We start from the raw sequence: 25,249 nt of genomic DNA on the forward strand, positions 1-25,249 counted from the left end.
GGTTACCCAGGTGGGACGGGGGTCAGACCGCCCCTGGCCAGAACCCTGGCGAGCGATTCCACGACCTGGGGCTGGTAATCGCGGCCGGTCCCGAGCCTGAGCTGTTCCAGAGCGCCGAGCGGCCCGCTGAGACCTTCCCCGCACAGGTCGTCGTATGCGTTGACCGCTCTGACGATCCTGGCGGACAACGGCTGCTCGCGATAGGGGTCCGCCTGCTGCTCCACGACGACGGCGACCTCGGTGTCCACCCCGGTCTGCCGGACCACCGCACCGCCCAGCAGGGCGATCCGGCGCTGTTCCGCGGCCGGCAGGGTGGCGGTCGCCCCGGCCGGGACCGGATCGACGAGCGAGAGCTGGCCGATGTCGTGCATGAGCGCCGCGTACTCCAGGACCGTGAGCTCGGGCCCGGAGAGGCCCATCTCGCGCCCGACGGCCGTGCAGAGCACCGCCACCCTGCGGGCATGGCCGTGCGGGGTGTATCCGGCGATCTCGGTGGACCGGGCGAGCGAGGCGATGGTCTGCCGGTAGGTGGTGCGCACGGCGGCGAACCGGCGGAAGGACACCTGGGTGAGGAGCAGCGGTACGCACAGGACGGGCAGCGCCCACAGACCGGCGACGGCGACACCGAGCGCCATCACGGTGCCGGTCGCGCAGACGGCCGATCCGATGCCTCTCAGCGCCCTCAGCTCGTCGCGGAGCAGTGGACCGTACGGGACAGGGGTGAGGCCCGCCGCACGGAGGCTGCGGGGCAGCGTACGGGCCCGCAGCAGCAGGGCGCCCAGCACGGCGTCGCACAGGGCGGTGAGGCCGAGCAGCACGAGCAGGAAGGCCGCGTAGTACGGGCCGTCGCCGAACCAGCTCGCGGACCGGCCGGAGTTGTACAGCGGCTGGAAGCAGACGGCCGCGAACGCGACGGACAGGATCCGGCGGGCCACCTGGTCGGGGCCGGGACCGCTGCCGCGCGCGATATGGGGCACGGAGGCGACGAGCTGCGCCGTGAGGAGCACGGCGATCACCTGGAGCACCCCGTGACTGGTGGGCTCCCCGCCGCTGCGCCCGAGCAGGGCGTAGGCGAGCGCCCCGGCCGCACCGAGCGGCGCGGGCTCCCGCTCCCCCGGCTGGGCGCCCCAGCGTGCCAGCTCACCGATGGTGATGAGCAGCCCGAAGGCGAGGGCGTGGCCGGGTTCGCGGACGCCGTGCCAGAGGGTGTGCCCGAGCCCGGCGACGGCGAGCGCGAGGGCCGCGCCGCGCACGGCCAGGACGACGGGCGAGTGCCGTACCCACCACGGGCTCACCGGGGCAGGCCCGAATCGAGCCCGTCCGGCGATTGAGGACGAACCGGCCCCCGGACGGCCCCGGCGCCGACGTCCCCGCCCTCTCCCCCGTCCCCGGCCGCGCCCCGCGGCAGCGGGACCCGCGCCTCGTCCGCCGTCACGGCCGTCGCCGCCCCCGACCACCCGTTCCGTTCCAGCCCCCGCGCCAGCGCCCGCACCATCTGCGGGTCGAACTGGGTGCCGGCGCACCGCTTGAGCTCCTCCATGGCGACCGGCACCGGGCGTCCCGGCCGGTAGGAGCGGGTCGAGGTCATCGCGTCGAACGCGTCGGCGACGGCGACGACACGGGCGAACTCGGGGATTCCGCGGCCGGTCAGCCCGTACGGGTACCCGCTGCCGTCGAGCCGTTCGTGGTGGTGCAGGATCGCGGCCCGCGCCTCACCGAGGAAGCCGATGCCGCGGACGATCTCGTGGCCGTACTCCGGGTGCAGCTCGATCACCCGGCGTTCCTCCGGCGTCAGCGGCCCGTCCTTGCGCAGCACCCGCGTCGGCACCCCGAGCTTTCCGACGTCGTGCAGGATTCCGGCGAACCGGAGCACCTCGATGCGCTCCTGCGCCATGCCCAGCTCCTGGGCGATGAGCACGGACGCGTGCCCCACCCGCTCGCTGTGCCCCCGGGTGTAGGTGTCCTTGATGTCGACGGCCTGCACCAGGGCCCTGATCGTGGCGCGGTGCGCGGCGTGCTCGCGGTGGTACTGGGCGAAGACCCAGCAGGAGATGTACATCGGCAGCAGGACGAAGAGCGCGGCCAGCGGCCCGTACGAGCTGTTCCACAGGATCGCCATCATCAGCCCGGCGAGGCCGTGCACCAGGTGGGGCCCCAGCGAGCGCGGCAGGAGCCCGCTCCAGGCGCGCCGCAGGGGCAGCTGTTCGGCCGCGGCGAGGATGGACCCGTCCAGGACGGCCAGCACGAGGCTGAAGGCCAGCGCGGCGGCGCAGGCGGGCAGCAGGGCGTACGGGAGGTCGGGAAGCCTGCCCGGTCCGGGTCCGCCGAGTGCGGCGGGACCGCCGAGCAGGGAGTGCACGGACGAGGCCGCCCAGACGGTGACGGGCAGCTGGCCGGCCCGCCAGATCCGGCGAGCGGTGGCGGGCGGCTTCTCCACCCGGCCGACGAGCGAACCCGGGATCGCGACCAGCGCGGCGGCCGGGGGCGGCAGCAGGAAGGCCGCGGCAAGGAGCAGGGGGAAGAACGATCCGGCACTGATCGGCACGGAGCTGCCGAAGAAGGGACAGCGGCCGGGCAGTTCACAGACGAGGTAGAGCCCGGCGAGCATCCCGAGGGTGGTCCACGGGGTGCCCGCGCCGGGACGCAGCGCGGGCAGCACACACAGGGCGGCGCCGAGTGCGACGGCCAGAATGTGCACCCGCGCCGCCCCACCTGTGGCTCTCACCCGTTCCGCCCGCCCCCCAGCATCGCCAATGGAGGCGCCAGGCTAGCGAGTTGGGCGTCCCGGCTGAGTGCCGACGACCGCGATTAGCACGTTCGGGTGATGCGTCATTCGCCGGCGGCGGCCGGCAGCCCGGTGTCGGAGACCGTTACGTCCTGTTCCGGCACCGCCTGCCCGGACCGGATCAGGTCGATCCGGCCCATCACCTTCGAGCGCAGGTCGGACGGCACGTCGTCCTGACCGCAGCAGCGCTTGACCAGCTTCTTCACGGCCTGCTCCAGGCCGTACTTCTCCAGGCAGGGGGAACACTCGCCGAAGTGCACCTCGAACTTGGTGCAGTCGCTGTCGGGCATCTCCCGGTCGAGGAACTCGTAGAGGTGATCGAGGACCTCAGCGCACTCCGTCTCGTGCGGCTCTCCGCAGCTCATGAGCCCGAGCCTTTCCGATCGTCCGACTCACCGGCGCCCGCCGGGACGAGCCCGCGGTCACGGGCGTAGTCCTCCAGCATGCCGCGCAGTTGACGGCGGCCCCGGTGCAGCCGGGACATCACCGTACCGATGGGAGTCCCCATGATGTCCGCGATCTCCTTGTAGGCAAAGCCCTCTACATCGGCAAGATAGACCGCGATACGGAACTCTTCGGGGATCGCCTGCAGCGCGGACTTCACATCGGAGTCGGGCAGGTGATCGAGGGCCTGGGACTCGGCGGAGCGCAGACCTGTCGACATGTGCGACTCGGCACGGGCCAGCTGCCAGTCCTCGATCTCCTCGGCGGCACTGCGCTGAGGTTCCCGCTGCTTCTTGCGGTACGAGTTGATGAAGGTATTGGTGAGGATGCGGTACATCCACGCCTTGAGGTTGGTGCCCTCACGGAACTGGTGGAAGGAGCCGTACGCCTTGGCATACGTCTCCTGGACCAGGTCCTCGGCGTCCGCGGGGTTGCGCGTCATGCGCAGCGCGGCCGAGTACATCTGGTCGAGGAAACCGAGGGCGTCGCGCTCGAAGCGCGCGTTGCGCTCGGCGGTCGTCTCCTGCGGGCGGCCGTCGTCGGTCCCTGTGTCGGTCCCAGTGACCGGACCCACCTCCTCCAACGCTGTGGCGGAGCCGAAACCGGACCCGCTCGAATCGGAGAATAGTCGACCTTGGTCCGAGGCGGGCTGTCGATTCGATCCGCTCAGCGCCCGCTCGGGAGTGGTATTGGCCGCATGCAGCACCGTCCACTCCAGGTCAGCGGCGTTCGAGCGACGCGGGCAGATGGTCGAACCCATGCGACGGACTCCCTCTCCACATACGACGTTGGTGTACCGACGTCCCGAACAACAGTGGCCCCCCGCCCAACATTCCCGGGTCCGGAACGTGTGCCGGTTCAGCCGATTCCGGCCAGCCATCCGGTCACGGACGTGGTGAGGATCTCCATCGCCCGGGGCTCGGTCAGCCCGGACCGTTTGGGGACGGCGAAGCCGTGGTCCCCGTGCGGCACCTCGGCCATCCGGTATTCCCCCGCAGGGAATTCGGCGGGTCTGCCGAACGGGTCGTTGCCGCCCTGGACGACGAGCGTGGGGAGGCCGGAGGCCAGGAGTTCGTCCGCCCGGGACTTCTCCGGGCGGCCCGGAGGGTGCAGCGGGAAGCTGAGCGCGAGGACCGCGCGGGCGCCGAGACCGGCCGCGGTGCGGCAGGCCACCCTGGCCCCGGCGCTGCGCCCGCCGGCGACGACCGGGAGGCCCGGGGCCGCCAGCGCCGGCCACAGGCCGCGCCAGCCGGTGTCCAGGGTCTTCGGGGCGGGCGCGAGCTTCTTCCCGGCGACCCGCCAGGGCTGCTCCACCAGAGCGACGCTCACCCCGTGCGCGGGCAGCGCGGCGGCCAGGGCCTTCAGGTCCCGGGCCTCGATGCCGCCGCCCGCGCCGTGTCCGAGCGCGAGCAGGAGGCGGGGCTGCGCCGCGGGCACCCAGGTGATCCGGGCCGTGCCTGCGTCGGTGTCGACCGTTTCGGTGCGGGGGTCCTTCTCGGTGGCATTCACGCCCCCATCCAACCAACCCGCGGCGAGCCGTCCCGGGTACGGCGCGTCCCTCAGAAGAGCGTGCTCACCTCGGGTGCGGCCAGTTCGTCGAGCAGCTCGGGGCCGTTGTTGCGGACGTTGCTGACGGCGGTCGCCACCGGATAGGCCCGCATCAGCCCGCCGGGCGGCGGTACGAGCAGTCCGCGCAGCTCCTCGACATCGGTGCGGGAGGGGTCCAGCCAGTCGTCCCAGCGGTCCGGGGTCAGCATCAGCGGCATCCGGGGGTGGATGTCGGCGAGCGCGGCCGGCCCCTCGGCGGGCGCGACGGCGAGCGGGCTCGTCTCCGCCTCCGTCGTGATCACCGAGCAGGTCACCCACCAGGCTCGGGGATGGTCGTCCGGCAGGGTCCGGTCGCGCCAGAACTCGTACAGACCGGCCATGGCGAAGACCGATCCGTCGGCGGGCGTCACGAAGTAGGGCTGCTTGCGGGGGCGCTTCTTTCGCCCCTTCTCCTCCAGCTGCCGCTCCTCGGTGCCGGTCACCCACTCGTAATAGCCGTCGGCGGGCAGGATGCAGCGCCGGGAGACGAAGGGGCGCCGGAAGGACGGCTTCTCGTGGACCGTCTCGGCGCGCGCGTTGATCATCCGGGCGCCGCCCTCCGGGGATTTGGCCCAGGAGGGGACGAGCCCCCATTTCAGGGCACGCAGCTGGCGAACCGGACGCTGGTCGTCGGCGTCCTTCACAGGACGTTCCAGTACGGCGTAGACCTCCTTGGTCGGCGCCACGTTGTAGTCGGGCTCCAGCGTCTCGGCCGGTTCCCACTTCTCCACCTGGAAGAGTCCGGTCAGATCCTCGGGCCGCCGACTCGCTGCATACCGTCCGCACATAGGTGCCAGACTGCCACGACCGTCATCCCGACCTGATGCCAATACGGCAAGGAGCCGCCCACGCCATGGACAGCACCGATCTCGGCAATCTGTGGGAGCGCATCATCGGCACCCAGCCCGCCCCGGAGCAGTGGCTGGTCGTGGTGACCGCCACGGCGGCGCTCATCGCCGTCGTACCGAACTTCATATGGCGGCTGTCGCGCAACGCGATCACCATCGCCCACGAGGGTGGTCACGGGCTGGTCGCCCTGCTCACCGGGCGGCAGCTCTCGGGCATCCGGCTGCACTCGGACACCAGCGGACTGACGGTGAGCCGCGGCAAGCCGACCGGGATCGGCATGGTCCTGACCGCGGCGGCGGGCTACACCGCGCCCTCGCTGCTGGGACTGGGCGGTGCCTGGCTGCTGGTGAACGGCCGGATCACCCTGCTGCTGTGGGTGGCCACGGCGCTGCTCGCGGTGATGCTGGTGATGATCCGCAATGTGTACGGGGCGCTGACGGTGATCCTCACCGGTTCGCTCTTCCTGCTGATGTCCTGGCTGGCCTCGCCCGCCTGGCAGTCGCTGTTCGCCTACAGCGCGGTCTGGTTCCTGCTGCTGGGCGGCGTGCGTCCCGCGTTCGAGCTCCAGTCCAAGCGCCGGCACGGCGGGGCACCGGACTCGGACGCGGACCAGCTGGCCCGGCTGACGGACGTGCCGGCCGCTCTGTGGCTGTTCCTGTTCCACGCGGTATCGCTCTGCTCGCTGATCGGCGGCGGGCGCTGGCTGCTGGGTCTGTGAGCCACATCCCTTACCACTCCCGCGTTACGCCCTGATTTCATCGTTTTTGATCAAAATCCAGGTTTGCGCTGAGCCACTAAAGTGAGCTCATGACCGAAAGTGCCGTGCACCCCGCCCTCTGGCCCGCCCCTCACGCGAGCGGAGCCGTCGACGCGACCGTCACCGTGCCCGGATCGAAGTCGGTCACCAACCGTGCCCTGGTACTTGCCGCGCTCTCCTCGGAGCCCGGCTGGCTGCGCCGCCCGCTGCGCTCCCGCGACACCCTGCTGATGGCCGAGGCGCTGCGCGCGATGGGCGTCGGCATCGAGGAGACGGTGTCCTCCAGCTCGTCCGTCGCCGGCGGCCCGGACGGTTCGGGCGAGGCCTGGCGGGTCATCCCTGCCGGGCTGCACGGCCCGGTCACCATCGACGTGGGCAATGCCGGTACGGTCATGCGCTTCCTGCCCCCGGTGGCCACCCTGGCCACCGGACCGGTCCGTTTCGACGGCGACCCCCGTTCCTACGAGCGTCCGCTGACCGGGGTGATCGACGCCCTGCGGGTCCTCGGCGCCCGGATCGACGACGACGGCCGCGGCTCCCTGCCGATGACGGTGCACGGCGGCGGCGCGCTGGACGGCGGCCCGGTGTCGATCGACGCCTCCTCGTCCTCCCAGTTCGTCTCGGCGCTGCTGCTGTCGGCGCCGCGCTTCAACCAGGGCGTGGAGGTTCGTCACACCGGCGCGCGGCTCCCCTCGATGCCGCACATCCGGATGACCGTCGACATGCTGCGGGCCGTCGGCGCCCAGGTGGACGAGCCGGAGACGGGCGGCGAGCCGAACGTCTGGCGGGTCTCCCCCTCGGCCCTGCTCGGCCGCGATCTGACCGTGGAGCCGGACCTCTCCAACGCCCAGCCGTTCCTGGCCGCGGCGCTGGTCACCGGCGGCCGGGTCACCATTCCGGACTGGCCGCTGCGCACCACGCAGCCCGGTGACGCGCTGCGCGAGATCTTCACCGCGATGGGCGGCAGCTGCGAGCTGACCGAGCACGGGCTCACGTTCACCGGATCGGGCCGGATCCACGGCATCGACGTCGACCTCGGCGAGGTCGGCGAGCTGACCCCGGGCATCGCGGCCGTCGCGGCCCTGGCCGACTCCCCCTCCACGCTGAGCGGCGTCGCCCATCTGCGGCTGCACGAGACGGACCGGCTGGCCGCGCTCACCAAGGAGATCAACGAGCTCGGCGGAGACGTCACCGAGACCGCGGACGGACTCCACATCCGGCCGCGGCCGCTGCACGGCGGTACCTTCCATACGTACGACGACCACCGGATGGCCACCGCGGGGTCGATCATCGGCCTTGCCGTCCCCGGAGTGGAGATCGAGAACGTGGCGACGACCGCCAAGACCCTGCCCGACTTCCCGCAGATGTGGACCGGAATGCTCGGGGCCTGAGACATGCGCCGCTACGGCAAGAACCCCGACGAGGACGACATCCGGGTCCGCCCCAACCGCAAGGGCAACCGGCCTCGTACGCATATCCGTCCCAAGCACGAGGACGCCGAGGAGGGCATGGTCCTCACCGTGGACCGCGGCCGCCTCACCTGCCTCGTCGAGGGCCGCACGGTCGTCGCGATGAAGGCCCGTGAGCTGGGCCGCAAGGCCGCGGTGGTGGGCGACACCGTCTCCATCGTCGGCGATCTGTCCGGCGAGAAGGACACCCTCGCCCGGATCGTCCGGATCGGTGAGCGCCGGACGGTGCTGCGCCGGACGGCGGACGACGACGACCCGTTCGAGCGGGTGGTGGTGGCCAACGCCGACCAGCTGGCGATCGTCACCGCGCTGGCCGATCCGGAACCCCGCCCTCGCATGATCGACCGCTGCCTGGTCGCGGCGTACGACGGTGGGCTCTCTCCCCTCCTGGTGCTGACCAAGTCCGATCTGGCCTCCCCGGACAAGCTCCTGGAGGCGTACACCCCGCTGGGTGTGCCGTTCATCGTCACCAGCCGCGAGGAGCTGGAGAACGGCGACGCGGCGGAGCGGGTCCGCGAGCAGCTGCACGACCGGGTGACGGCCTTCGTGGGGCACTCCGGTGTCGGAAAGACCACGCTGGTCAACGCGCTCGTGCCGAAGGACAGGCGGCGTACGACCGGGATCGTCAACGCGGTCACCGGACGAGGCCGCCACACCACCACGTCGGCGCTGGCGCTCCCGCTGCCGGACTACCGGGGCTGGGTGGTCGACACCCCCGGCGTCCGCTCCTTCGGGCTGCACCACATCGACCCGTCCCGGGTCATCAACGCCTTCCCCGACCTCCAGCCCGGTACCGAGGAGTGCCCGCGCGGCTGCACCCACGACAGCCAGCAACCGGAATGTGCGCTGGATGCCTGGGTGGCGGCGGGGCACGCCGATCCGGCACGGCTGGATTCGCTGCGCCGGCTGCTGTCCACACGGGAGCGGCGCGAAGGCGACTGACCCCGGAGCGATGCGCGGGCGACTGCCCCGGGACCGATGCGGAAACGGGAGCGACGCGAAGGCGACAGGCCCCGCCACGTTTGCGATCACCCGCCACTGGTAAGTGCATAATCACACCCAGCGGTACAAGGCGGTCACTACGCGGGAGGGGCACTGACGATGGCGTGGCTGCTGGTCGTGGTCGCGGGACTTCTGGAGACCGGCTTCGCGGTCTGCCTCAAGCTCTCGCACGGCTTCACCCGCCTCTGGCCGACCATCGCCTTCTGCATCTTCGCCCTCGGCAGCTTCGGTCTGCTGACCCTGTCGCTGAAGAAGCTCGACGTCGGACCCGCCTACGCGGTGTGGACCGGCATCGGCGCGGCGGGCACCGCGATCTACGGCATGGTCTTCCTGGACGACGTGGTCTCCACGCTCAAGCTGGTCTCGATCTCGCTGGTGATCCTCGGCGTGATCGGGCTCCAGCTCTCCGGCTCCTCGCACTGACTCCCGGCCCGCCGGCTCCCCGGGCTCATACCGTCACGGCCCGCCGGGGGAAGTGGCACGCGGCCGTGTGGGCCGTGCGGTCCATGGCCGGCACCTCGCTCTCGCACCGCCCGCGCTCCGGCCCGGCCAGCTCCGCGTAGACGGGGCAGCGCGAGCGGAAGCGGCAGCCTTCGTGGCGCAGGGTCGGGCTGGGCGGGTCGCCCGCCAGCAGGATCCTGGTGCGCCGGCGCTCGCGCTCCGGGTCGGGCAGCGGCACGGCCGACAGCAGGGCCCTGGTGTACGGGTGCCCGGGCTGCTCGAAGACCTCGTCGGCGGTGCCCGACTCGACCGTGCGGCCCAGGTAGACGACGCTCACCCGGTCCGCGATGTGCCGCACCACCGACAGATCGTGCGAGACGAAGAGGTACGCGAGCCCCAGCTCGGCCTTGAGCCGCTGGAGCAGGTTGAGCACCCCGGCCTGCACGGACACGTCGAGCGCGGACACCGGCTCGTCCAGCACCAGCAGCTCGGGTTCGACGGAGAGCGCGCGGGCGATCCCGATCCGCTGGCGCTGGCCACCGGAGAACGCGTGCGGGAACCGTTCCGCATGCTCCGGTTCGAGGCCCACCTGCGTGAGCAGTTCGGGGATCCGCCGGGCCACGGTGGCCCGGTCGGCGCCCTGGGCGCGCAGCGGTTCGGCGACGATGTCCCCGACCGGCATCCGCGGGTCGAGACTGGCCATGGGGTCCTGGAAGACGATCTGGACGCGGCCGCGCAGTGCCTTGCGGTCGCGCTTGGAGAGTCCGTCGAGCGAGCGGCCGAACAGCTCGATCTCGCCGCCCTCGGGCCGGGCGAGGTTCAGCAGCTCGAACAGGGTGGTGGACTTCCCCGACCCGGATTCGCCGACGAGGGCGAGCGTCTCACCGGCCCGGATGTCGAGGTCGACGCCGTCGACGGCGTGGATGCTGCCGACCCGCCGTTTGAACGCGGTGCCCTTGAGGACGGGGAAGGTCTTGGTGAGCCCGGTGACGCGCAGGACCGGGTCGCCGGGCGCCTGGCCGCGGGCCGGGATCGCGGGGACGGGGAAGACCTCGGCCGGGGAGAGAGCGCGGCCGGCGATCTCGTCGGCGCGTACGCAGGCGGCAAGGTGCCCGTCGCCTTCTCCGCCCCCGGTCAGCGGCGGTTCCGCCGTCGTGCAGCGGTCCTCGGCCAGCGGGCAGCGCGGCGCGAAGGCGCAGCCCTGCGGCAGCCGGCCCGCCGCGGGCGGGGAGCCCGGGATCGGAACGAGCACGTCGGACGGGCCGTCGATCCGCGGCACGGCACCGATCAGCCCGAGGGTGTACGGCATGCGGGGGCGCCGGAAGAGTCCGGACGCCGGTGCGGTCTCCACGATGCGGCCGGCGTACATCACCGCGACCCGGTCTGCCACCCCGGCGATCACCCCGAGGTCGTGGCTGACCAGCAGGAGCGCGGCACCGGTCTCGCGCTGGGCGGTACGCAGGACGTCCAGGACCTGGGCCTGGACGGTGACGTCGAGGGCGGTCGTCGGCTCGTCGGCGACGATCACGTCCGGGTCGTTGGCGATGGCCATGGCGATCATGGCGCGCTGCCGCATGCCGCCGGAGAACTCGTGGGGGAATGCCTGCGCCCTGGTCCGGGGCTCGGGTATGCCGACGAGGTCCAGCAGGTCCACGGCATCGGCCCGGGCGCGCTCGCGGGAGACGTCGCGGTGGGTGCGGACGGCCTCGGCGATCTGGTCGCCGATCCGGTAGACCGGGGTGAAGGCGGAGAGCGGGTCCTGGAAGACCATGCCGATGCGGCTGCCGCGTACGGACGACAGCACGCGGTCGTCGGCGCCGACGAGCTCGGTCGTCCCGCCGCCCTCACCGCTGCCCGCGAGCCGGACGGATCCCCGTACCCGGGCACCGGCCGGCAGCAGCCCCATCACCGCGAGCGCGGTGGCCGACTTCCCCGACCCCGACTCCCCCACCAGGCCGAGCACTTCGCCGCGGCGCAGGGTGAAGCCGACGCCGCGCACGGCCGCCACACCGTCGAAGTCGACGTGGAGGTCCGCCACCTCCAGTACCCCGGTCGTGCTCATCGGCCCTTCTCCTCTGTCTTCTTCGTGTTCTTCGTGTTCTTCGCGGCACGGGTGGTGGTGCGGCCGTGTCCGCTCGTCGGGTCGAGCGCGTCGCGCAGTCCGTCACCGGCCAGGTTCACGGCGAGGACGAAGACGATGAGCAGCCCGGCCGGGAAGAAGAACATCCAGGGGTAGGTCACCGCGCCGCCGGTCGTGGAGGCGATCAGCGTGCCGAGCGACACATCGGGCGCCTGCACCCCGAAGCCGAAGTAGGAGAGCGCGGTCTCACTCATCACGGCTCCGCCCACCGCGATGGTCGCGTCGATGATGAGGAAGGAGGCGACGTTCGGCAGGATGTGGCGCCGGATGATGTGGAACGGGCCGACCCCCATGTACCGGGCGGCCTGCACGAATTCGCGCTCCTTGAGCGAGAGCGTCATGGAGCGCACCACCCGTGCGGTGATCATCCAGCCGAAGACTGCGAGCAGTCCGACGAAGGCGATCCAGCCGCCACCACGCAGCCGGGGCGAGATGATCGCGATGATCAGGAAGGCCGGGAAGACCAGCAGCAGATCGACGCCGAACATCAGCAGCCGGTCCGTCCAGCCGCCGAAGTAACCCGCGCAGGCACCGACCAGGGAGGCCAGCACGGTCGAGAACAGTGCCACCAGCAGGCCGATCAGCAGTGACTTCTGCAGTCCGCGGACGGTCTGGGCGAAGACGTCCTGACCGATCCGGTTGGTCCCCCACCAGTGTCTGCTGTCCGGTCCTTCGCGCAGAGCGGTGTAGTCGATGTGGCTGTAGTCCCAGTGACTGATCAGCGGTCCGGCGAAGGCGAGCAGGAAGAGCAGCAGCAGGACCGCCCCTCCGGCGAGCGCCCCGCGGTTGCGCACGAAGCGGCGCAGCACCACGCCGGCCCGGCCGGCCGGGCGGGGCGGCCGGGCTCCCCCGGCGGCGGCGTCGGCGGCGGTCTCGATGACAGCGGTCATGTCGGTCGTACTCCTCGGGACGGTGCGCGGGTGGTTCAGGCGTTCCGGATGCGCGGGTCGAGCGCGGCATGCAGGACATCCGCGAGGAAGCCGGACAGCAGGACCATCACGGCGGCGAACACGTTGACGGCGACGACGGAGTTGACGTCGTTCTTGCCGACGGAGGAGACGAACCACTCGCCCATCCCGTGCCAGCCGAAGATCGTTTCGGTGAAGGTCGCGCCGGTGAACAGGGCGAGGAATCCGTAGCTGAAGTACGTGGACATGGGGATGAGCGCGGTGCGCAGCCCGTGTTTGAACAGGGCGGCGTTGCGGGTGAGTCCCTTGGCCTGGGCGGTCCGCAGATAGTCGGAGCCGAGAACGTCGAGCATGGTGGAGCGCTGGTAGCGGCTGTAGCTCGCGATGGTGCCGAGCGCGATGGAGACGGTCGGCAGCAGCAGGTGCACCGACCGGTCCTTGAGCACGGTCCAGAATCCGGAGTCCACTCCGGGGCTCTTCTCGCCGGTGAACTTGATGATGTCGCTGCCGGTGCGCTGGTTGAACCAGATGGCGCCGATCTTCAGCAGAACGGCCAGCAGGAACACGGGCGTCGACAGGAGGACGAACGAGGCGACGGTGGTCAGCCGGTCGGAGAGCCGGTACTGGCGGATGGCCGTCCAGGCACCGGCCAGCACGCCGAGCACGGTCCCGAGGACGGTGCCGAGCAGCAGCAGCCGCAGGCTGACCCCGATCCGACGGCCGAACTCCTCCCCCACCGGGGTGCCGTCGATGGTCTGCCCGAGGTCCCCGTGTGCCACCTGCCCCGCCCAGCTCGTGAAGCGGGAGAGCAGCGGCTCGTGGTCGTTGACCCCGAGCGCGGTGAGGTGGTGGTCGACCGACACGGGCGACAGGGGCGGCTGACGCCCTTCGTAGTACGCGCGCGGATCGAGCGCCAGGGAGGCCAGCAGGTACGAGAGACAGACTGCGGCCAGCAACAGGACTACGTAGTAGGCGAGTCGCTTGGCCAGGAAGGCGGCCACGGGTGTTGGTCCTCCGCTGGGTCGTTCAGGAGTCGAGCGATGGGATCGCCACCGCGGCAGGCTCCATCGGTGCAGGTCGTCGGCGTGCGGGATCAGCTTGACGGTTGATTGTTGCGGACATGCAAAGAATCCATAAAAGCATCCCGGCTGCCCTCCCACCAGGCCCGTAGATCGACTTACGGTCTGCGGAGCCCGCGGCCCCGATCGGGCCGCGACCGACCGGAGGAATGAAAACCGATGCGCAGAACCACCGTGATCGCCATCGCCGCAGCCCTGTCGGCCACCCTGGCGGTGAGCGGCTGCGACTCCTCCGACGGGGACGGAAAGGCGCCCAGGAAGCAGGCGGCGCCCAAGGCCGACGGGCAGAGCATCAACGTCCACCCGGCGAGCGACCTGAAGCAGGGCGGGTCACTGCGGTTCGGTATCGATCAGTGGATCACGCAGTACAACATCAACCAGGTCGACGGCCAGCAGGGCGATGCCCAGGACATCATCAGGGCCGTACTTCCGGACCTCTTCGACTCCGACGCCAAGGGCGCGATCCACGCCAACCCCGACTTCCTCGTCTCGGCGAAGGTCACCTCGACCAGCCCCCAGGTAGTGGAGTACGACCTCAACCCGAAGGCCACGTGGTCCGACGGGAAGCCGCTGAGCTGGCAGGACTTCCAGGCCCAGTGGAAGGCGCTGAACGGCTCGGACGAGGCTTTCGAGGCCGTCGACACCTCGGGCTACGACCAGATCTCCAAGGTCGAGCAGGGGACCGGCGCCCACGGCGTGAAGATCACCTTCTCCTCGCCGTACGCCGACTGGCAGCGCCTCTTCGACCCGCTGTACCCGGCCTCGTACATCGACACCCCGGAGAAGTTCAACAAGGGCTGGTCGCAGAAGGCCGTCGTCACGGGCAGCTCCTTCAAGGTCGGCACGTACGACAAGACCGCGCAGACCGTCACCCTCGTTCCCGACCCCAAGTGGTGGGGGAACAAGCCGAAGCTGGACACCATCGTCTACCGCGTCCTGGACTCCGCGGCGTCGACCGAGGCGTACCTCAACAAGGAGACCGACCAGACGACCGCCCTGCTCCCCGAGGACTACAAGCGCCTCGTCAAGGACCCGGACACCGACATCAGGCGGGGTGCGCGCTGGGACGAGGTACACATCACGCTCAACGGCGGCCGCGGCCCGCTGAAGGACGTGGCGGTGCGCAACGCCGTCCAGGCGGCGATCAACCGGGCGGGCGTCAACGAGAGCTTCAGCAAGGACCTCTCCTTCGAACTGAAGCCGCTGAACAACCACTTCTTCATGCCGAACCAGCAGGGGTACCAGGACAACTCCAGCGAGTTCGACACGTACGACCCCGAGAAGGCGAAGAAGCTCCTGGACTCGGCGGGCTGGAAGGACCAGGGCGAGGGCAAGCCGCGCACCAAGGACGGCAAGCAGCTCGCGCTCGACTACACGCTGAGCGCGGGGTCCACGTCCTCCGCGACGGACCAGGCCGAGCTGGTGCAGCAGATGCTCGGCGCGGTCGGCATCAAGGTGGACATCAAGAAGGTCCCGGCGAACGACTACTTCAACAAGTTCGTCAACACCGGCAACTTCGACATCGTCAGCTTCCGTAACGTCGACGCCGTCTACCAGACGATGCTCACCCCGGTCTTCATCAGCCCCAAGGGCAAGAACCTCTTCCAGAACTTCGGCTCGGTCGGCTCCCCGAAGATCGACGGACTGCTGAAGAAGGCCGCCGGCACCACCGACCACGCCGAGGCCGTCAAGCTGTACAACGAGGCCGATGCCGAGATCTGGAAGCTCGGTCACTCCATCGAGCTCTACCAGCGCCCGCAGATCACCGCGGTCCGCAAGGGGCTGGCCAACTACGGCGCGTTCGGTCTGGCCGACACGGACTACACCAAGGTCGGCTGGCTCAAGTAACCGCACCCTGCGCCCACTCCACCACGTCCCGCACCAGCGGCATCCCGTCCTCCGCAGCTCCGGGGGGCGGGGGCACCAGTGCGTACGACAGGGCGAGCCGCAGGGCGAGCTCGCAGGTCACGGCCAGGGCCGCCGGATCGTGCGGCGGGCGCCCCTCCTCCAGGGCGGCCACCGCACGGTCCCGGACCTGGCCGAGCAGCTCGGCGGGGGTCGGCAGCCCGGCGTCGGCCCGGCGCTGCGCGGGCACGACGGACGCGGGGCGTCGCAGCGAGGGAACGGGGCGGGGTAACCGCTCACCCCAGCAGCCCGTGAGCAACCCCCTGACCAGGGCGCTCGCCCGTACGGCACGGACGGTCCAGGCAGCGGTGGCGGCCAACCGGTCACCCGTGCCGCCGGCGGATCCCAGGGCCCGCTCGACACCGGCCAGATAGAGGTCGGCGGCCCGGCGGGCCAGGGCCCTGGCCAGTCCGTCCTTGCTGCCGAACTCGTTGTAGAGGGTCTGCCGGGACACCCCCGCGGCCGCGGCCACATCGACCATGCGTACGGCCGGCCAGGGCCGGACGGTCAGCGCCGCGTGGGCGGCGTCCAGCAGTGCGTCCCGCGCTGTCGGCATCGTCGCCTCCCACGCCTAGGGCCTCTCGTTTCAGAGTTGAGGCGCTCCCCCGGACTGTCAAGAGTTCAAGCGGGCACCGGGGCCCTGTGGCTCCGTACACCTGCGGTGGATACTGTGACGGCATGCCCGACTACCACGATGATCTGCGCCTCGCCCACGTGCTGGCGGACGCCGCCGACGCGACGACGATGGACCGGTTCAAGGCTCTCGACCTCAAGGTCGAGACCAAACCGGACATGACGCCGGTGAGTGAGGCCGACAAGGCCGCCGAGGAGCTGATCCGCGGCCACCTCCATCGGGCACGGCCGCGCGACGCGATCCTGGGCGAGGAGTACGGGATCGAGGGGACGGGTCCGCGCCGCTGGGTGATCGACCCGATCGACGGCACCAAGAACTACGTGCGCGGCGTGCCGGTCTGGGCGACGCTGATCTCGCTGATGGAGGCCGGCGAGGACGGGTTCCAGCCGGTGGTCGGCGTGGTGTCCGCGCCCGCGCTGCAGCGGCGCTGGTGGGCGGCGAAGGGGGCGGGTGCGTTCACCGGCCGCAGCCTGACCTCCGCGAGCCGGCTGCACGTCTCGAACGTGGAGCGCATCGCGGACGCCTCGTTCGCGTACTCCTCGCTGACCGGCTGGGAGGAGCAGGGCCGGCTGGACGGCTTCATGGACCTGACCCGGGCCTGCTGGCGCACCCGTGGGTACGGGGACTTCTGGCCGTACATGATGGTCGCCGAGGGTTCGGTCGACATCTGTGCCGAGCCGGAGCTCTCGCTCTGGGACATGGCGGCGAACGCGATCATCGTCCAGGAGGCGGGGGGCCGGTTCACCAGCCTGGACGGGGTCAGCGGACCGGGTGGCGGCAATGCCGCGGCCTCGAACGGAACGCTCCACCACGAACTGCTCGGGTATCTGAACCAGCGCTACTGACCGTGCCGGGACCGGCCTGCCCGGTCCCGAGCAGGCATACGGAACCGACGAGGGGCGTGCCGCACCACCGCACGCCCCTCGAATGATCTCCGCTCCCCCTTGTTGCCGTCCCCCATCGGTGCAACTCTGAGAGTCCCCCCACTTGTGAACTTGTGAATCGGCTCACAGAGTCGCTTCACGAAGGAGGTGGCTCCTTTCATGCTCGTCCGCGACGCCATGAGCACGATGGTCCTCACCATCGGCCCGACCCACACCCTCCGTCAGGCCGCCCGGCTGATGTCGGCGCGCCGGATCGGAGCAGCCGTCGTCCACGACCCGGACACCTGCGGGCTCGGCATCATCACCGAGCGCGACATCCTCAACGCGGTCGGATCGGGGCAGGACCCCGATGTCGAGACCGCTTCCACCCACACGACGACCGATGTGGTCTTCGCCGCACCCACCTGGACCCTGGAGGAGGCCGCCGAGGCCATGACGCACGGCGGCTTCCGGCATCTGATCGTGCTGGACGCCGACGGGCCGGTCGGCATCGTCTCGGTGCGCGACATCATCCGCTGCTGGGCACCGGCCCGGCGTCATCCGGTGGAGCTGGCCGTCTGAGGGGCCGCACGGACGAACGGCCGGCCCCCGAGCACGGGGAACCGGCCGACCGTCGGAACGGAGGAACCTAGCTGCGCAGAGCCTGGACGGCCGCCTCCAGCCGCTTGCCGAAGTCACCGTCGGCCTGGCGGAAGTTGTTGATCGCGCGCTCGGCGATGTCCTCGCGCGAGACCTTCGCTATGAACCCCGCGAGGTTGTCGATCAGCCGGCTCTTCTCGTCCTCGGAGTAGAGCCGGTAGAGGTTCCCGGCCTGCACGAAGTCGTTGTCCTCGGCGTGGCTCGGCGCCTCGTGGGCACCCGTGCCGCCCGTGACCTGAGTGGCCTCCCACAGGGGGCGGTCGGTCTGGACCGGTCCGCCGAAGCTGTTCGGCTCGTAGTTCTTCGCGCCCTTGTGGCGGCCGTCGTACAGGTACCCGTCACGGCTGTTGGTGCGTGCCTCGGTGGCGTGCGGGCGGTTGACCGGCAGGTGGTCGGCGTTGATCCCGACGCGGTAGCGGTGCGCGTCGCCGTACGCGAAGAGACGGCCCTGGAGCATCTTGTCCGGGGACGGACCGATGCCGGGCACGAAGTGGGCGGGACTGAAGATCGACTGCTCGGTCTCGGCGAAGATGTTCTCCGGGTTCCGGTTGAGCTCCAGCTTGCCTATCTCGACCGGCGGGTAGTCCTCGTGAGGCCACACCTTGGTGAGGTCGAACGGATTGAACCGGTACGTCGCCGCCTCGGCCGCAGGCATGATCTGGACCTGCACGGTCCAGGACGGGAACTCACCCCGTTCGATGGACTCACGCAGATCGCGCTGGTGGCTGTCCGGGTCCTCGCCGGCGAGCTTGTTGGCCTCGTCCTGGGTGAGGTTCTTGATGCCCTGGTCGGTCTTGAAGTGGTATTTGACCCAGAAGACCTCGCCGGCCTCGTTGCTCCACTGGTAGGTGTGCGAGCCGTAGCCGTTCATGTGGCGGAGCGTGGCCGGGATCCCCCGGTCACCGAAGAGCCAGGTCACCTGGTGGGTGGACTCGGGCGACAGACCCCAGAAGTCCCAGACGTTGTCCGCCTCCTGCGAGCCCGTGTACGGGTCACGCTTCTGGGTGTGGATGAAGTCGGGGAACTTGATGGCGTCCTTGATGAAGAACACCGGGGTGTTGTTGCCGACGAGGTCGTAGTTGCCGTCCTCGGTGTAGAACTTCAGCGCGAAACCGCGCGGGTCGCGCACCGCGTCGGCCGAGCCGAGGTTGCCGGCGACCGTGGAGAAGCGCAGGAAGGTCTCGGTCTGCTTGCCGACCTCGGAGAGGAACTTCGCCCGCGTCCACTGCGAGACGTCACGGGTCAGCGTGAAGGTGCCGTACGCACCGGCACCGCGGGCGTGCACGATGCGCTCCGGAATGCGCTCACGGTTGAAGTGCGCGAGCTTCTCCAGCAGCGACTGGTCCTGCACCAGGACCGGACCGCCGATGCCCGCCGTCTGGCTGTTCTGGTTGTCGGCGACCGGTGCGCCGGCCTCCGTGGTGAGCGGTCCCTGTGTCACGTGCGCCTCCTGCGTGGTTCCTGCACATTCGCCATGCCGTCGAGCCGTCATGGCGAGCACAGCCTGTCCTGCCCCTATGTCGTATCCGATCCTACAATGGACTAAGTCCAAGTCAAGGCAGCATCCAAAGCCACACCCGTTCGGGATCCGCATCCCCCGCTGTTAGGCTTGCGCCATGAGTGACCTGCTGGAACGACTTCGTGGACGCGGCTGGCGCATGACTGCGCAGCGGCGCGTCGTGGCCGAGGTTCTCGACGGGGATCACGTGCACCTGACAGCCGACGAGGTCCACGCACGGGCCGTCGCCAAGCTGCCCGAGATCTCCCGCGCCACCGTCTACAACACCCTGGGCGAGATGGTGACCCTCGGCGAGGTCATCGAGGTCTCCACCGACCGCCGGGCCAAGCGTTACGACCCGAACGCACACCGCCCCCACCACCACCTGGTCTGCGCGAAGTGCGGCGCCATCCGCGACGTGCACCCGGCGGGCGACCCGCTCGCGGACCTGCCGGCCGGAGAGCGTTTCGGCTTCATGATCTCCGGCGTCGAGATGACGTACCGCGGGATCTGCCCGAACTGCGCCGCGGCCGCCTGACCCCCACCACTCCCCCGCCCTCACCGGACGTTCCGGTGGGGGCGTTCCGCATGGGCCCGGACGCCCCTGCGGCACACCCTCTTGCGCACACTCCCCGCGCACCCCCTTCCCGAATCTGACGGGTCGTCATATCGTCATCGGCGATCACAGCCGCCCACGCGACGGCTGCGCACCTCGATGTGTACGAGGAGAGACCCGTGGGAGACCCGCACCCGAACCCACCCCAGGCAACCGCGCCACCGACCACCGCCCCCAAGCTCCACGCCCGCGCGCTCTCCCGCTCCTTCGGGCGGGGCACCAAGGCTCTGGCAGCCCTCGGCCCCGTCGATCTCGACATCGCGCCGGGTGAGTTCACCTGCATCGTCGGACCGTCCGGCTGCGGCAAGTCCACCCTGCTGAGGATCGCGGCCGGGCTCCTGCGCCCCAGCGCCGGGGAACTGTCCATCCGTACGACATCGCCCCGCCCGGCCGCGATGATCTTCCAGGACTACGGGATCCATGACTGGAAGACCGTCCTCGCCAACGTCCGCTTCGGCCTCGACATCCAGCGCACGCCCCGCCGGGTGGCCGACGCCAGGGCGCGCGACTGGCTGGACCGGCTGGGCCTCGCCGACTTCGCCGGCGCCTATCCCGCCGAGCTCTCCGGCGGGATGCGCCAGCGGGTGGCGATCGCCCGCGCGCTCGCCGTCGAGCCCGAGATCCTGCTCATGGACGAGCCGTTCGCGGCGCTCGACGCACAGCTGCGCACGATCATGCAGGACGAACTGCTCGACCTCACCCAGACCACCCGCACCACCACCCTGTTCATCACCCACAGCCTGGAGGAGGCGATCGTGCTCGGGGACCGGGTCCTCGTGATGTCCGCCAGACCGGGCCGGATCATCGCCGAGCACCGCCCGCCGTTCGCCCGGCCGCGCACCGGTGGCATCCGCTCGACACCCGAGTTCACCGCGCTGAAGAGCGAGTTGTGGGAACTGCTGCGCGGCGAGGTCGGCGGAGAGGCGGCGACGGTATGAGCACAGCCGTGAAGTCCACGAGCGTCGAGGAACAGGTCCTGGTCCGCAGGCCGGGTCCGCAGGAACTCCATCCCGTACGCACCCACCGCAGGCGCCGCACCCTGGAGATCGCGCTCGCCGTCGCCGTACCGCTGCTCCTGGTGCTGCTGTGGCAACTGGCCGCCGCCAGGTCCTGGATCGACGACCGCGTCTACCCCGCGCCCTCCACCATTCTGGCCGACGGCTGGGACCGTGCGGCCGACGGCGATCTGTGGCCGGACGTGTGGGCCACGCTCAAGCGGGTTCTCGGCGGCTATGCGATCGGCACGGTCGCGGGCTACGCCCTCGGCCTGCTGATGGGTTCGCTCGCACTCGTCCGGGCCGCGCTGGAACCGCTGCTCGACGCCCTGTACGTCGTACCGAAACTGGCGCTCCTGCCCGTCTTCCTCAATATGTTCGGCCTCGGCGAAGGGCCGCAGATCGCCTTGGTCGCCGCCACCGTCTTCTTCTTCGTCTGGATCTCGACGATGGCGGCCGTGCTCGCCGTTCCGTCCGGTCACCGGGACGCCGGGCAGGTGTTCGGCGCCTCGCCCTGGCAGATGTTCCGGCACATCCTGCTGCCCGCCTCGCTCCCCGCCGTCCTGGTCGGTGCGCGGATCGCGGCGGGAGTGGCGGTGCTGGTCATCGTCGCCTCGGAGCAGATCGCGGCGGCCGACGGGCTGGGACACCTGATCTTCGACTCCCGCGCCCTGTTCCAGAACGACGTGATGTTCGTCGGCATCGTCTGTGTGGCGGTGCTCGGCGTCGTCTTCTCCGAAGTGGTGCGGATCGCGGGCCGGCTGCTCACCCCGTGGGCCCCGCGCGACCGCGGCCGCAGTCAGTCGTGAACGGCTCCACCCGCTCCCCTTACGGAGGAACTGTGCGTACACGTACCCCCTTCACCTGCACCGTTGTGCTCGTGGCGGCGTCACTGCTCGGCGCGGCAGGCTGCGCCGGGAACGACACCTCGGACGACGCCGACGCCGCTGCCGCCGCACCGCGCACCGTCAAACCGGTCGCCGGCTGCGGCACCGGCGGCTGGACCGATCCCTCGGATCTCGCGCCCGGCCGCAAGCCCGCCCGCTGCGACAAGGGCGCTCCGGCCCCCCAACCCCTCGCGAAGAAGCGGAAGATCACCGTCGCCACCGGCACCCTGAGCGCGGAGTACGTCGCTCCGCTCCAGGTCGCGGTCGCCAAGGGCGAGTTCGAGAAGGAGGGTCTCGACGTCTCCCTGAAGGTGCTCCCCACCCCGGACGCCCTGCCCCTGCTCGCCAAGGGGGACGTCGACGCGCAGTGGGCGGCTCCCGAGGCCGCGGTGATGAACGGCATCAACGGCGGCTTCGCCATCAAGTGGGTCGCGGGAAACTTCTCCCCCGACCCGGCCTCGAAGAGCGGCCTGTGGGTACGCCTCAAGGACGGAGAGAGCGCCGATCACGTGGACATGGCGGGGCGGAAGCTCGGCACGATGATCGGCAAGGGCTCGGTGATCGCGTATCCGATGGACACCTCACTGAAGAAGCACGGCGGCGGCCTCGACAAGATCAGCTTCCAGCAGCTCGGCTCCGCGGACGTGCTCACGGCCCTGCAGAACGGCGGCGTGGACTCCGCCTGGCTGCTCGACCCGATCTGGCGGAAGGTGGACGGCGACAAGAAGTACGCCTTCCTCGGCGGCCAGCCGGTGGGAGAACCGCTCGGCGGGCTGCTCTTCGGGCCCAACCTGCTGAACAAGGACCCGGACGCGGGCGTCGCCTTCCTCAGGGCCTACATCCGCACGGTGAACACCTACTTCGCGGGCGACTACAAGTCCGATCCCGCCTTCGTCACCGAACTGGCCGGGCTGATGAAGACCGATGAGGCCACCCTGCGGTCGACACCGTCGATGCGGATGGACTGGGAGATCCGCAAGGGCACGACGGACCGGCTGCAGAAGGCGTACGCCGACTCGGGCGTCTCGGAGGGCGCTCCGGTGCCCGAGGACAAGGCCGTGGACCGGGCGATGTACGGGGAAGCGGTGGGCCACAAGCCCTGAGCCGGGGGCACGGAGGCACGCGGTATGCACAGAGGGCCGGATCCTCGAAAGGATCCGGCCCTCTGTCTTCAGTAGCGGGGACAGGATTTGAACCTGCGACCTCTGGGTTATGAGCCCAGCGAGCTACCGAGCTGCTCCACCCCGCGTCGTTGTGATTGCAACTCTACGTCACGCCCTGGACCAGCGCAAATCCCTTTCATCGGGGCCCGGCGGGCCTCCCGGAGCCCCCTCAGCAGGCGACTCGGCAGGCCCACTCAGGAGAGGCCCCGGAGGCTGCCGCTACGCGGTCAGCTCCTGGTGCAGTGCCTCGCGCAGCCGCGCCGCCCGCTCCGAGACCTCCGCGGGCCCCAGCTCGACGGCCCGCGCACACCACCGCTGCCCCTCGGTGAGCTCACCGCGGCGCGCGGCCAGCAGGGCCAGGCGCAGGGCGGCCCGCCCGTGTCCGTCGTCGGCGGCACGGCTCCACCACAGGGCGGCCTCACGCTCACTGCCCTCGCGGGCCAGCAGCAGTCCGAGGTTGAAGGCCCCGTTGCGGCTGCCCGCCTCGGCCGCCGCCCGGTACCAGCGGGCGGCGCTCTCCACGTCTCCCCGGGCCGCGGCGAGCATGCCGACGCGCACCTGGGCGCGGCGGTGCCCCTGCTCGGCGGCGCGCTCGTACCACTCCTCGCACTCGGTCTTGTCCGGCATGGCCTCACCGAGCGCGGGCGGACCGGGCGGCGGCCGGCGCGCGTCCAGCAGCCCGGCCAGCCGGAAGGCGGCCTCCGCGCTGCCGCCGCCCGCCGCGCAGCGCAGGTGGCGCTCGGCCTCGCGCTCCTGGCCGTGGTGCAGCAGCGCCATGCCCACCTGGAGCGCCGCCTCGGTGTGGCCGGCCGCCGCGGCACGCTCGTACCAGAGCAGGGCCGTACGGTCCTCGTCCCGCCCGGCGTGCAGGATGCCGAGGTTGAAGGCGGCGTCGACGCTGCCCGCCTCGGCCGCCTTGGAGAACCAGGGCTCCGCACCGGTCGCGTCGCCCGCCTGGAGCAGGAGCACGGCCAGCGCGTTGGCGGCCTCGCGGTGGCCGGCGTAGGCGGCGCGCCGGTACCACTGCTCCGCCTGCGGTGTGCGATCCTGGGCGGCACAGAGCAGCCCGAGGTTGTACGCGCCGTTGACGTCGCCCGCGTCCATCGCCGCGCGGTACCAGCGCTCGGCGGTCTGCTGCTCGCCCCGGGCCGCGTGCAGCGCACCGAGTGCGTTGGCGGCGTTGCCGTCGCCGTCCTGGGCGGCGCGCAGCCACCACACGGCGGCGCTCTCCTGGTCCCCCGCGTCGCGCAGCAGGAAGCCGAGCGCGCAGGCGGCCCGCGCCTCACCGGCCTTGGCGGAGATGAGGTACCAGCGGCCGGCCTCCTTGAGCTCGCCGCGCTGTTCGAGGATGGCGCCGAGGTGCAGAGCGGCACGCCGGTGTCCGCGGGCGGCCGACTGCCGGTACCACTGCTCGGCCTCGCCCACGCGTCGCGCGTCGGGGCCGGCGACCGGGCTGTCGTCCTTGCGCGCCACGGGCCCGCGCACTCCGGCGCCGGCCTCGGTCTCGGGTCCGGTACGGGGACCCAGGCCGGGGCGGCCGAACGCGTCGTGAGCGCCGTCCTTCGCGTTGCGCTCCAGCATGCGGGCCAGCCGGTACGCCGCCTCGCGGTGTCCCTGCTCGGCGGCGGCGCGCAGCCAGCGCTCGGCGCCGACGTCGCTGCGGTGTTCCAGCAGGTCTGCGAGGGCGTACGCCCCCAGCGCGTGGCCCTGCTCGGCGGACTGCCGCAGCCAGTACTCGGCGCCGGGCTCGTCACCGCGCTCGCGGTAGTGGCGGCCCAGCGCGTGCGCGGCGGCGGCGGAACCGGCGACGGCCGCGATCCGCCACCAGCCGGCCGCCTCGTCCGCGTATCCGCGCTGGTGCAGGAGGACGCCCAGGTTGTTGGCCGCGGCACGGTCGCCGTCGGCGGTGGCCGCGCGCAGATAGGACTCGGCGCCGCTCAGGTCGCCCCGGCGCAGCAGCAGTGCGCCGAGCACGCTCATCGAGGTGGTGTCCCCGGCGTCGGCGGCACGGCGGTGGCGCGCCTCGCTCTCGGCGTTGTCCGCGCTCGCCGCGGTCTCCGCACTCTCGGCGTTCTCCACGCCGTCGGCGGTCTCTGCGGTCTCTGCACTGTCGACGGTCGCGGCACACTCCGCAGTCTCGGCGGTCTCGATGTGGTCGTTGTACTGCGTGACGGCATCAGCAAATGCCACATCCGCTACATTTTCCGCCGGATGGACGCGCTGATGCACAAACCGCCCTGTCTCCAACAGAGTTGCCCTGTCCCCCATAAATACCATCGTCGCACCACCCGCAACCCGCGTACACCTGGTATATCGCGGCCAGTGAGGTCACTTCAGCGTTTTGTCGACATGCCCACAGAGAGACAAGTCAAACACGCTCGTGCCCAACTCGCGCTCCACGAACCGCACTTCACGCAGACTGCACAAAAAAGTCACCACGGCATGACGAAGGCCCGGATCCCCTGGAGGATCCGGGCCTTCGTCTTTCAGTAGCGGGGACAGGATTTGAACCTGCGACCTCTGGGTTATGAGCCCAGCGAGCTACCGAGCTGCTCCACCCCGCGTCG

Annotated in this window: 23 protein-coding genes and 2 tRNA genes; 11 read left to right on the forward strand and 14 right to left on the reverse strand. The window is 70.8% G+C overall.

Features of this window, described 5'->3' with window-relative positions:
* Positions 1-2 precede the first annotated feature (2 nt).
* The 6 genes from OG912_RS09195 to OG912_RS09220 all read right to left on the reverse strand — a co-directional run bounded on the left by OG912_RS09195 (position 3) and on the right by OG912_RS09220 (position 5,604).
* Positions 3-1,295: an HD-GYP domain-containing protein gene (locus OG912_RS09195; protein WP_327708931.1), complete on the reverse strand. Its 1,293-nt coding sequence runs from the start codon at positions 1,293-1,295 to the stop codon at positions 3-5.
* Entirely contained in the window at positions 1,292-2,725 is a 1,434-nt protein-coding gene (locus OG912_RS09200) for an HD-GYP domain-containing protein (protein WP_327708932.1), read from the reverse strand. The genes OG912_RS09195 and OG912_RS09200 overlap by 4 nt, the downstream gene beginning before the upstream one ends.
* A 104-nt stretch (positions 2,726-2,829) precedes the next feature.
* Positions 2,830-3,150 (reverse strand): mycothiol system anti-sigma-R factor, encoded by a 321-nt coding sequence (gene rsrA / locus OG912_RS09205; protein WP_326738644.1) that lies wholly within the window; start codon positions 3,148-3,150, stop codon positions 2,830-2,832.
* A complete protein-coding gene (locus OG912_RS09210; RefSeq protein WP_018105559.1) occupies positions 3,147-3,803 on the reverse strand; it encodes a sigma-70 family RNA polymerase sigma factor in 657 nt (218 codons plus the stop codon). Before OG912_RS09210 ends, rsrA begins: the two co-directional genes overlap by 4 nt.
* A gap of 284 nt (positions 3,804-4,087) precedes the next feature.
* Positions 4,088-4,738 carry an alpha/beta hydrolase family protein gene (locus OG912_RS09215; protein ID WP_327708933.1) on the reverse strand — a complete coding sequence of 217 codons (651 nt, stop codon included), beginning with the start codon at positions 4,736-4,738 and terminating at the stop codon, positions 4,088-4,090.
* Positions 4,739-4,788: 50 nt separating this feature from the next.
* Positions 4,789-5,604, reverse strand: a complete 816-nt coding sequence (locus tag OG912_RS09220) for an SOS response-associated peptidase (protein WP_327708934.1) — start codon at positions 5,602-5,604, stop codon at positions 4,789-4,791.
* A 65-nt stretch (positions 5,605-5,669) separates the two neighbouring features.
* On the opposite strand from OG912_RS09220, the gene OG912_RS09225 reads away from it, so the two are divergent.
* The 4 genes from OG912_RS09225 to OG912_RS09240 all read left to right on the forward strand — a co-directional run bounded on the left by OG912_RS09225 (position 5,670) and on the right by OG912_RS09240 (position 9,316).
* Positions 5,670-6,383, forward strand: coding sequence for a M50 family metallopeptidase (locus OG912_RS09225; protein ID WP_326738641.1), 714 nt, complete (start codon positions 5,670-5,672; stop codon positions 6,381-6,383).
* An 89-nt stretch (positions 6,384-6,472) separates the two neighbouring features.
* Positions 6,473-7,813, forward strand: coding sequence for a 3-phosphoshikimate 1-carboxyvinyltransferase (aroA, locus tag OG912_RS09230; protein WP_327708935.1), 1,341 nt, complete (start codon positions 6,473-6,475; stop codon positions 7,811-7,813).
* A 3-nt stretch (positions 7,814-7,816) separates the two neighbouring features.
* On the forward strand, positions 7,817-8,833 hold the full coding sequence (gene rsgA, locus OG912_RS09235; protein WP_327708936.1) for a ribosome small subunit-dependent GTPase A: 1,017 nt from the start codon (positions 7,817-7,819) through the stop codon (positions 8,831-8,833).
* Positions 8,834-8,992: 159 nt separating this feature from the next.
* The gene (locus tag OG912_RS09240; RefSeq protein ID WP_030915586.1) at positions 8,993-9,316 is read left to right on the forward strand and encodes a DMT family transporter; all 324 of its coding nucleotides are present in this window, start codon (positions 8,993-8,995) and stop codon (positions 9,314-9,316) included.
* Positions 9,317-9,341: 25 nt separating this feature from the next.
* On the opposite strand, the gene OG912_RS09245 is transcribed toward OG912_RS09240, so the two are convergent.
* The 3 genes from OG912_RS09245 to OG912_RS09255 are packed head-to-tail and all read right to left on the reverse strand — an operon-like array spanning position 9,342 to position 13,383.
* The gene (locus OG912_RS09245) at positions 9,342-11,396 is read right to left on the reverse strand and encodes an ABC transporter ATP-binding protein (protein WP_327708937.1); all 2,055 of its coding nucleotides are present in this window, start codon (positions 11,394-11,396) and stop codon (positions 9,342-9,344) included.
* On the reverse strand, positions 11,393-12,364 hold the full coding sequence (locus OG912_RS09250) for an ABC transporter permease (protein ID WP_327708938.1): 972 nt from the start codon (positions 12,362-12,364) through the stop codon (positions 11,393-11,395). Before OG912_RS09250 ends, OG912_RS09245 begins: the two co-directional genes overlap by 4 nt.
* 35 nt (positions 12,365-12,399) lie before the next feature.
* The gene (locus OG912_RS09255) at positions 12,400-13,383 is read right to left on the reverse strand and encodes an ABC transporter permease (RefSeq protein WP_327708939.1); all 984 of its coding nucleotides are present in this window, start codon (positions 13,381-13,383) and stop codon (positions 12,400-12,402) included.
* A 237-nt stretch (positions 13,384-13,620) separates the two neighbouring features.
* On the opposite strand from OG912_RS09255, the gene OG912_RS09260 reads away from it, so the two are divergent.
* On the forward strand, positions 13,621-15,309 hold the full coding sequence (locus OG912_RS09260; RefSeq protein ID WP_327708940.1) for an ABC transporter family substrate-binding protein: 1,689 nt from the start codon (positions 13,621-13,623) through the stop codon (positions 15,307-15,309).
* Here the strand turns inward: OG912_RS09260 and OG912_RS09265 are convergent.
* Positions 15,302-15,922 (reverse strand): TetR family transcriptional regulator, encoded by a 621-nt coding sequence (locus OG912_RS09265; RefSeq protein WP_327708941.1) that lies wholly within the window; start codon positions 15,920-15,922, stop codon positions 15,302-15,304. The two genes, OG912_RS09260 and OG912_RS09265, sit on opposite strands and share 8 nt — an antisense overlap.
* A gap of 122 nt (positions 15,923-16,044) precedes the next feature.
* On the opposite strand from OG912_RS09265, the gene hisN reads away from it, so the two are divergent.
* Together hisN and OG912_RS09275 are read left to right on the forward strand one after the other, a co-directional pair.
* Positions 16,045-16,845, forward strand: coding sequence for a histidinol-phosphatase (hisN, locus tag OG912_RS09270; RefSeq protein WP_327708942.1), 801 nt, complete (start codon positions 16,045-16,047; stop codon positions 16,843-16,845).
* Between the two features lie 198 nt (positions 16,846-17,043).
* Positions 17,044-17,445 (forward strand): CBS domain-containing protein, encoded by a 402-nt coding sequence (locus tag OG912_RS09275; RefSeq protein ID WP_326738633.1) that lies wholly within the window; start codon positions 17,044-17,046, stop codon positions 17,443-17,445.
* 67 nt (positions 17,446-17,512) lie between these two features.
* Here the strand turns inward: OG912_RS09275 and OG912_RS09280 are convergent, their stop codons facing one another.
* Positions 17,513-19,015, reverse strand: coding sequence for a catalase (locus tag OG912_RS09280; protein ID WP_327708943.1), 1,503 nt, complete (start codon positions 19,013-19,015; stop codon positions 17,513-17,515).
* Between the two features lie 124 nt (positions 19,016-19,139).
* Here OG912_RS09280 and OG912_RS09285 point away from each other — a divergent pair, with 124 nt between their 5' ends.
* From OG912_RS09285 to OG912_RS09300, 4 genes are all read left to right on the forward strand, one after another.
* Positions 19,140-19,559 (forward strand): Fur family transcriptional regulator, encoded by a 420-nt coding sequence (locus tag OG912_RS09285; protein ID WP_326738631.1) that lies wholly within the window; start codon positions 19,140-19,142, stop codon positions 19,557-19,559.
* Positions 19,560-19,756: 197 nt separating this feature from the next.
* On the forward strand, positions 19,757-20,575 hold the full coding sequence (locus tag OG912_RS09290) for an ABC transporter ATP-binding protein (protein ID WP_327708944.1): 819 nt from the start codon (positions 19,757-19,759) through the stop codon (positions 20,573-20,575).
* Positions 20,572-21,441 (forward strand): ABC transporter permease, encoded by an 870-nt coding sequence (locus OG912_RS09295; RefSeq protein ID WP_326738629.1) that lies wholly within the window; start codon positions 20,572-20,574, stop codon positions 21,439-21,441. The genes OG912_RS09290 and OG912_RS09295 overlap by 4 nt, the downstream gene beginning before the upstream one ends.
* A gap of 32 nt (positions 21,442-21,473) precedes the next feature.
* Entirely contained in the window at positions 21,474-22,622 is a 1,149-nt protein-coding gene (locus OG912_RS09300; protein ID WP_327708945.1) for an ABC transporter substrate-binding protein, read from the forward strand.
* Positions 22,623-22,694: 72 nt separating this feature from the next.
* Here OG912_RS09300 and OG912_RS09305 read toward each other — a convergent pair.
* The 3 genes from OG912_RS09305 to OG912_RS09315 form a co-directional block, all read right to left on the reverse strand.
* Positions 22,695-22,768: transfer RNA gene (locus OG912_RS09305), tRNA-Met, on the reverse strand.
* A 133-nt stretch (positions 22,769-22,901) separates the two neighbouring features.
* Complete coding sequence (locus OG912_RS09310) at positions 22,902-24,959, reverse strand: tetratricopeptide repeat protein (RefSeq protein ID WP_327708946.1); 2,058 nt, start codon at positions 24,957-24,959, stop codon at positions 22,902-22,904.
* Positions 24,960-25,172: 213 nt separating this feature from the next.
* Positions 25,173-25,246 (reverse strand) — tRNA-Met (locus tag OG912_RS09315).
* Between the last annotated feature and the right edge of the window lie 3 nt (positions 25,247-25,249).

Origin of the sequence: Streptomyces sp. NBC_00464 (assembly GCF_036013915.1) — a bacterium.
Lineage (GTDB): Bacteria > Actinomycetota > Actinomycetes > Streptomycetales > Streptomycetaceae > Streptomyces.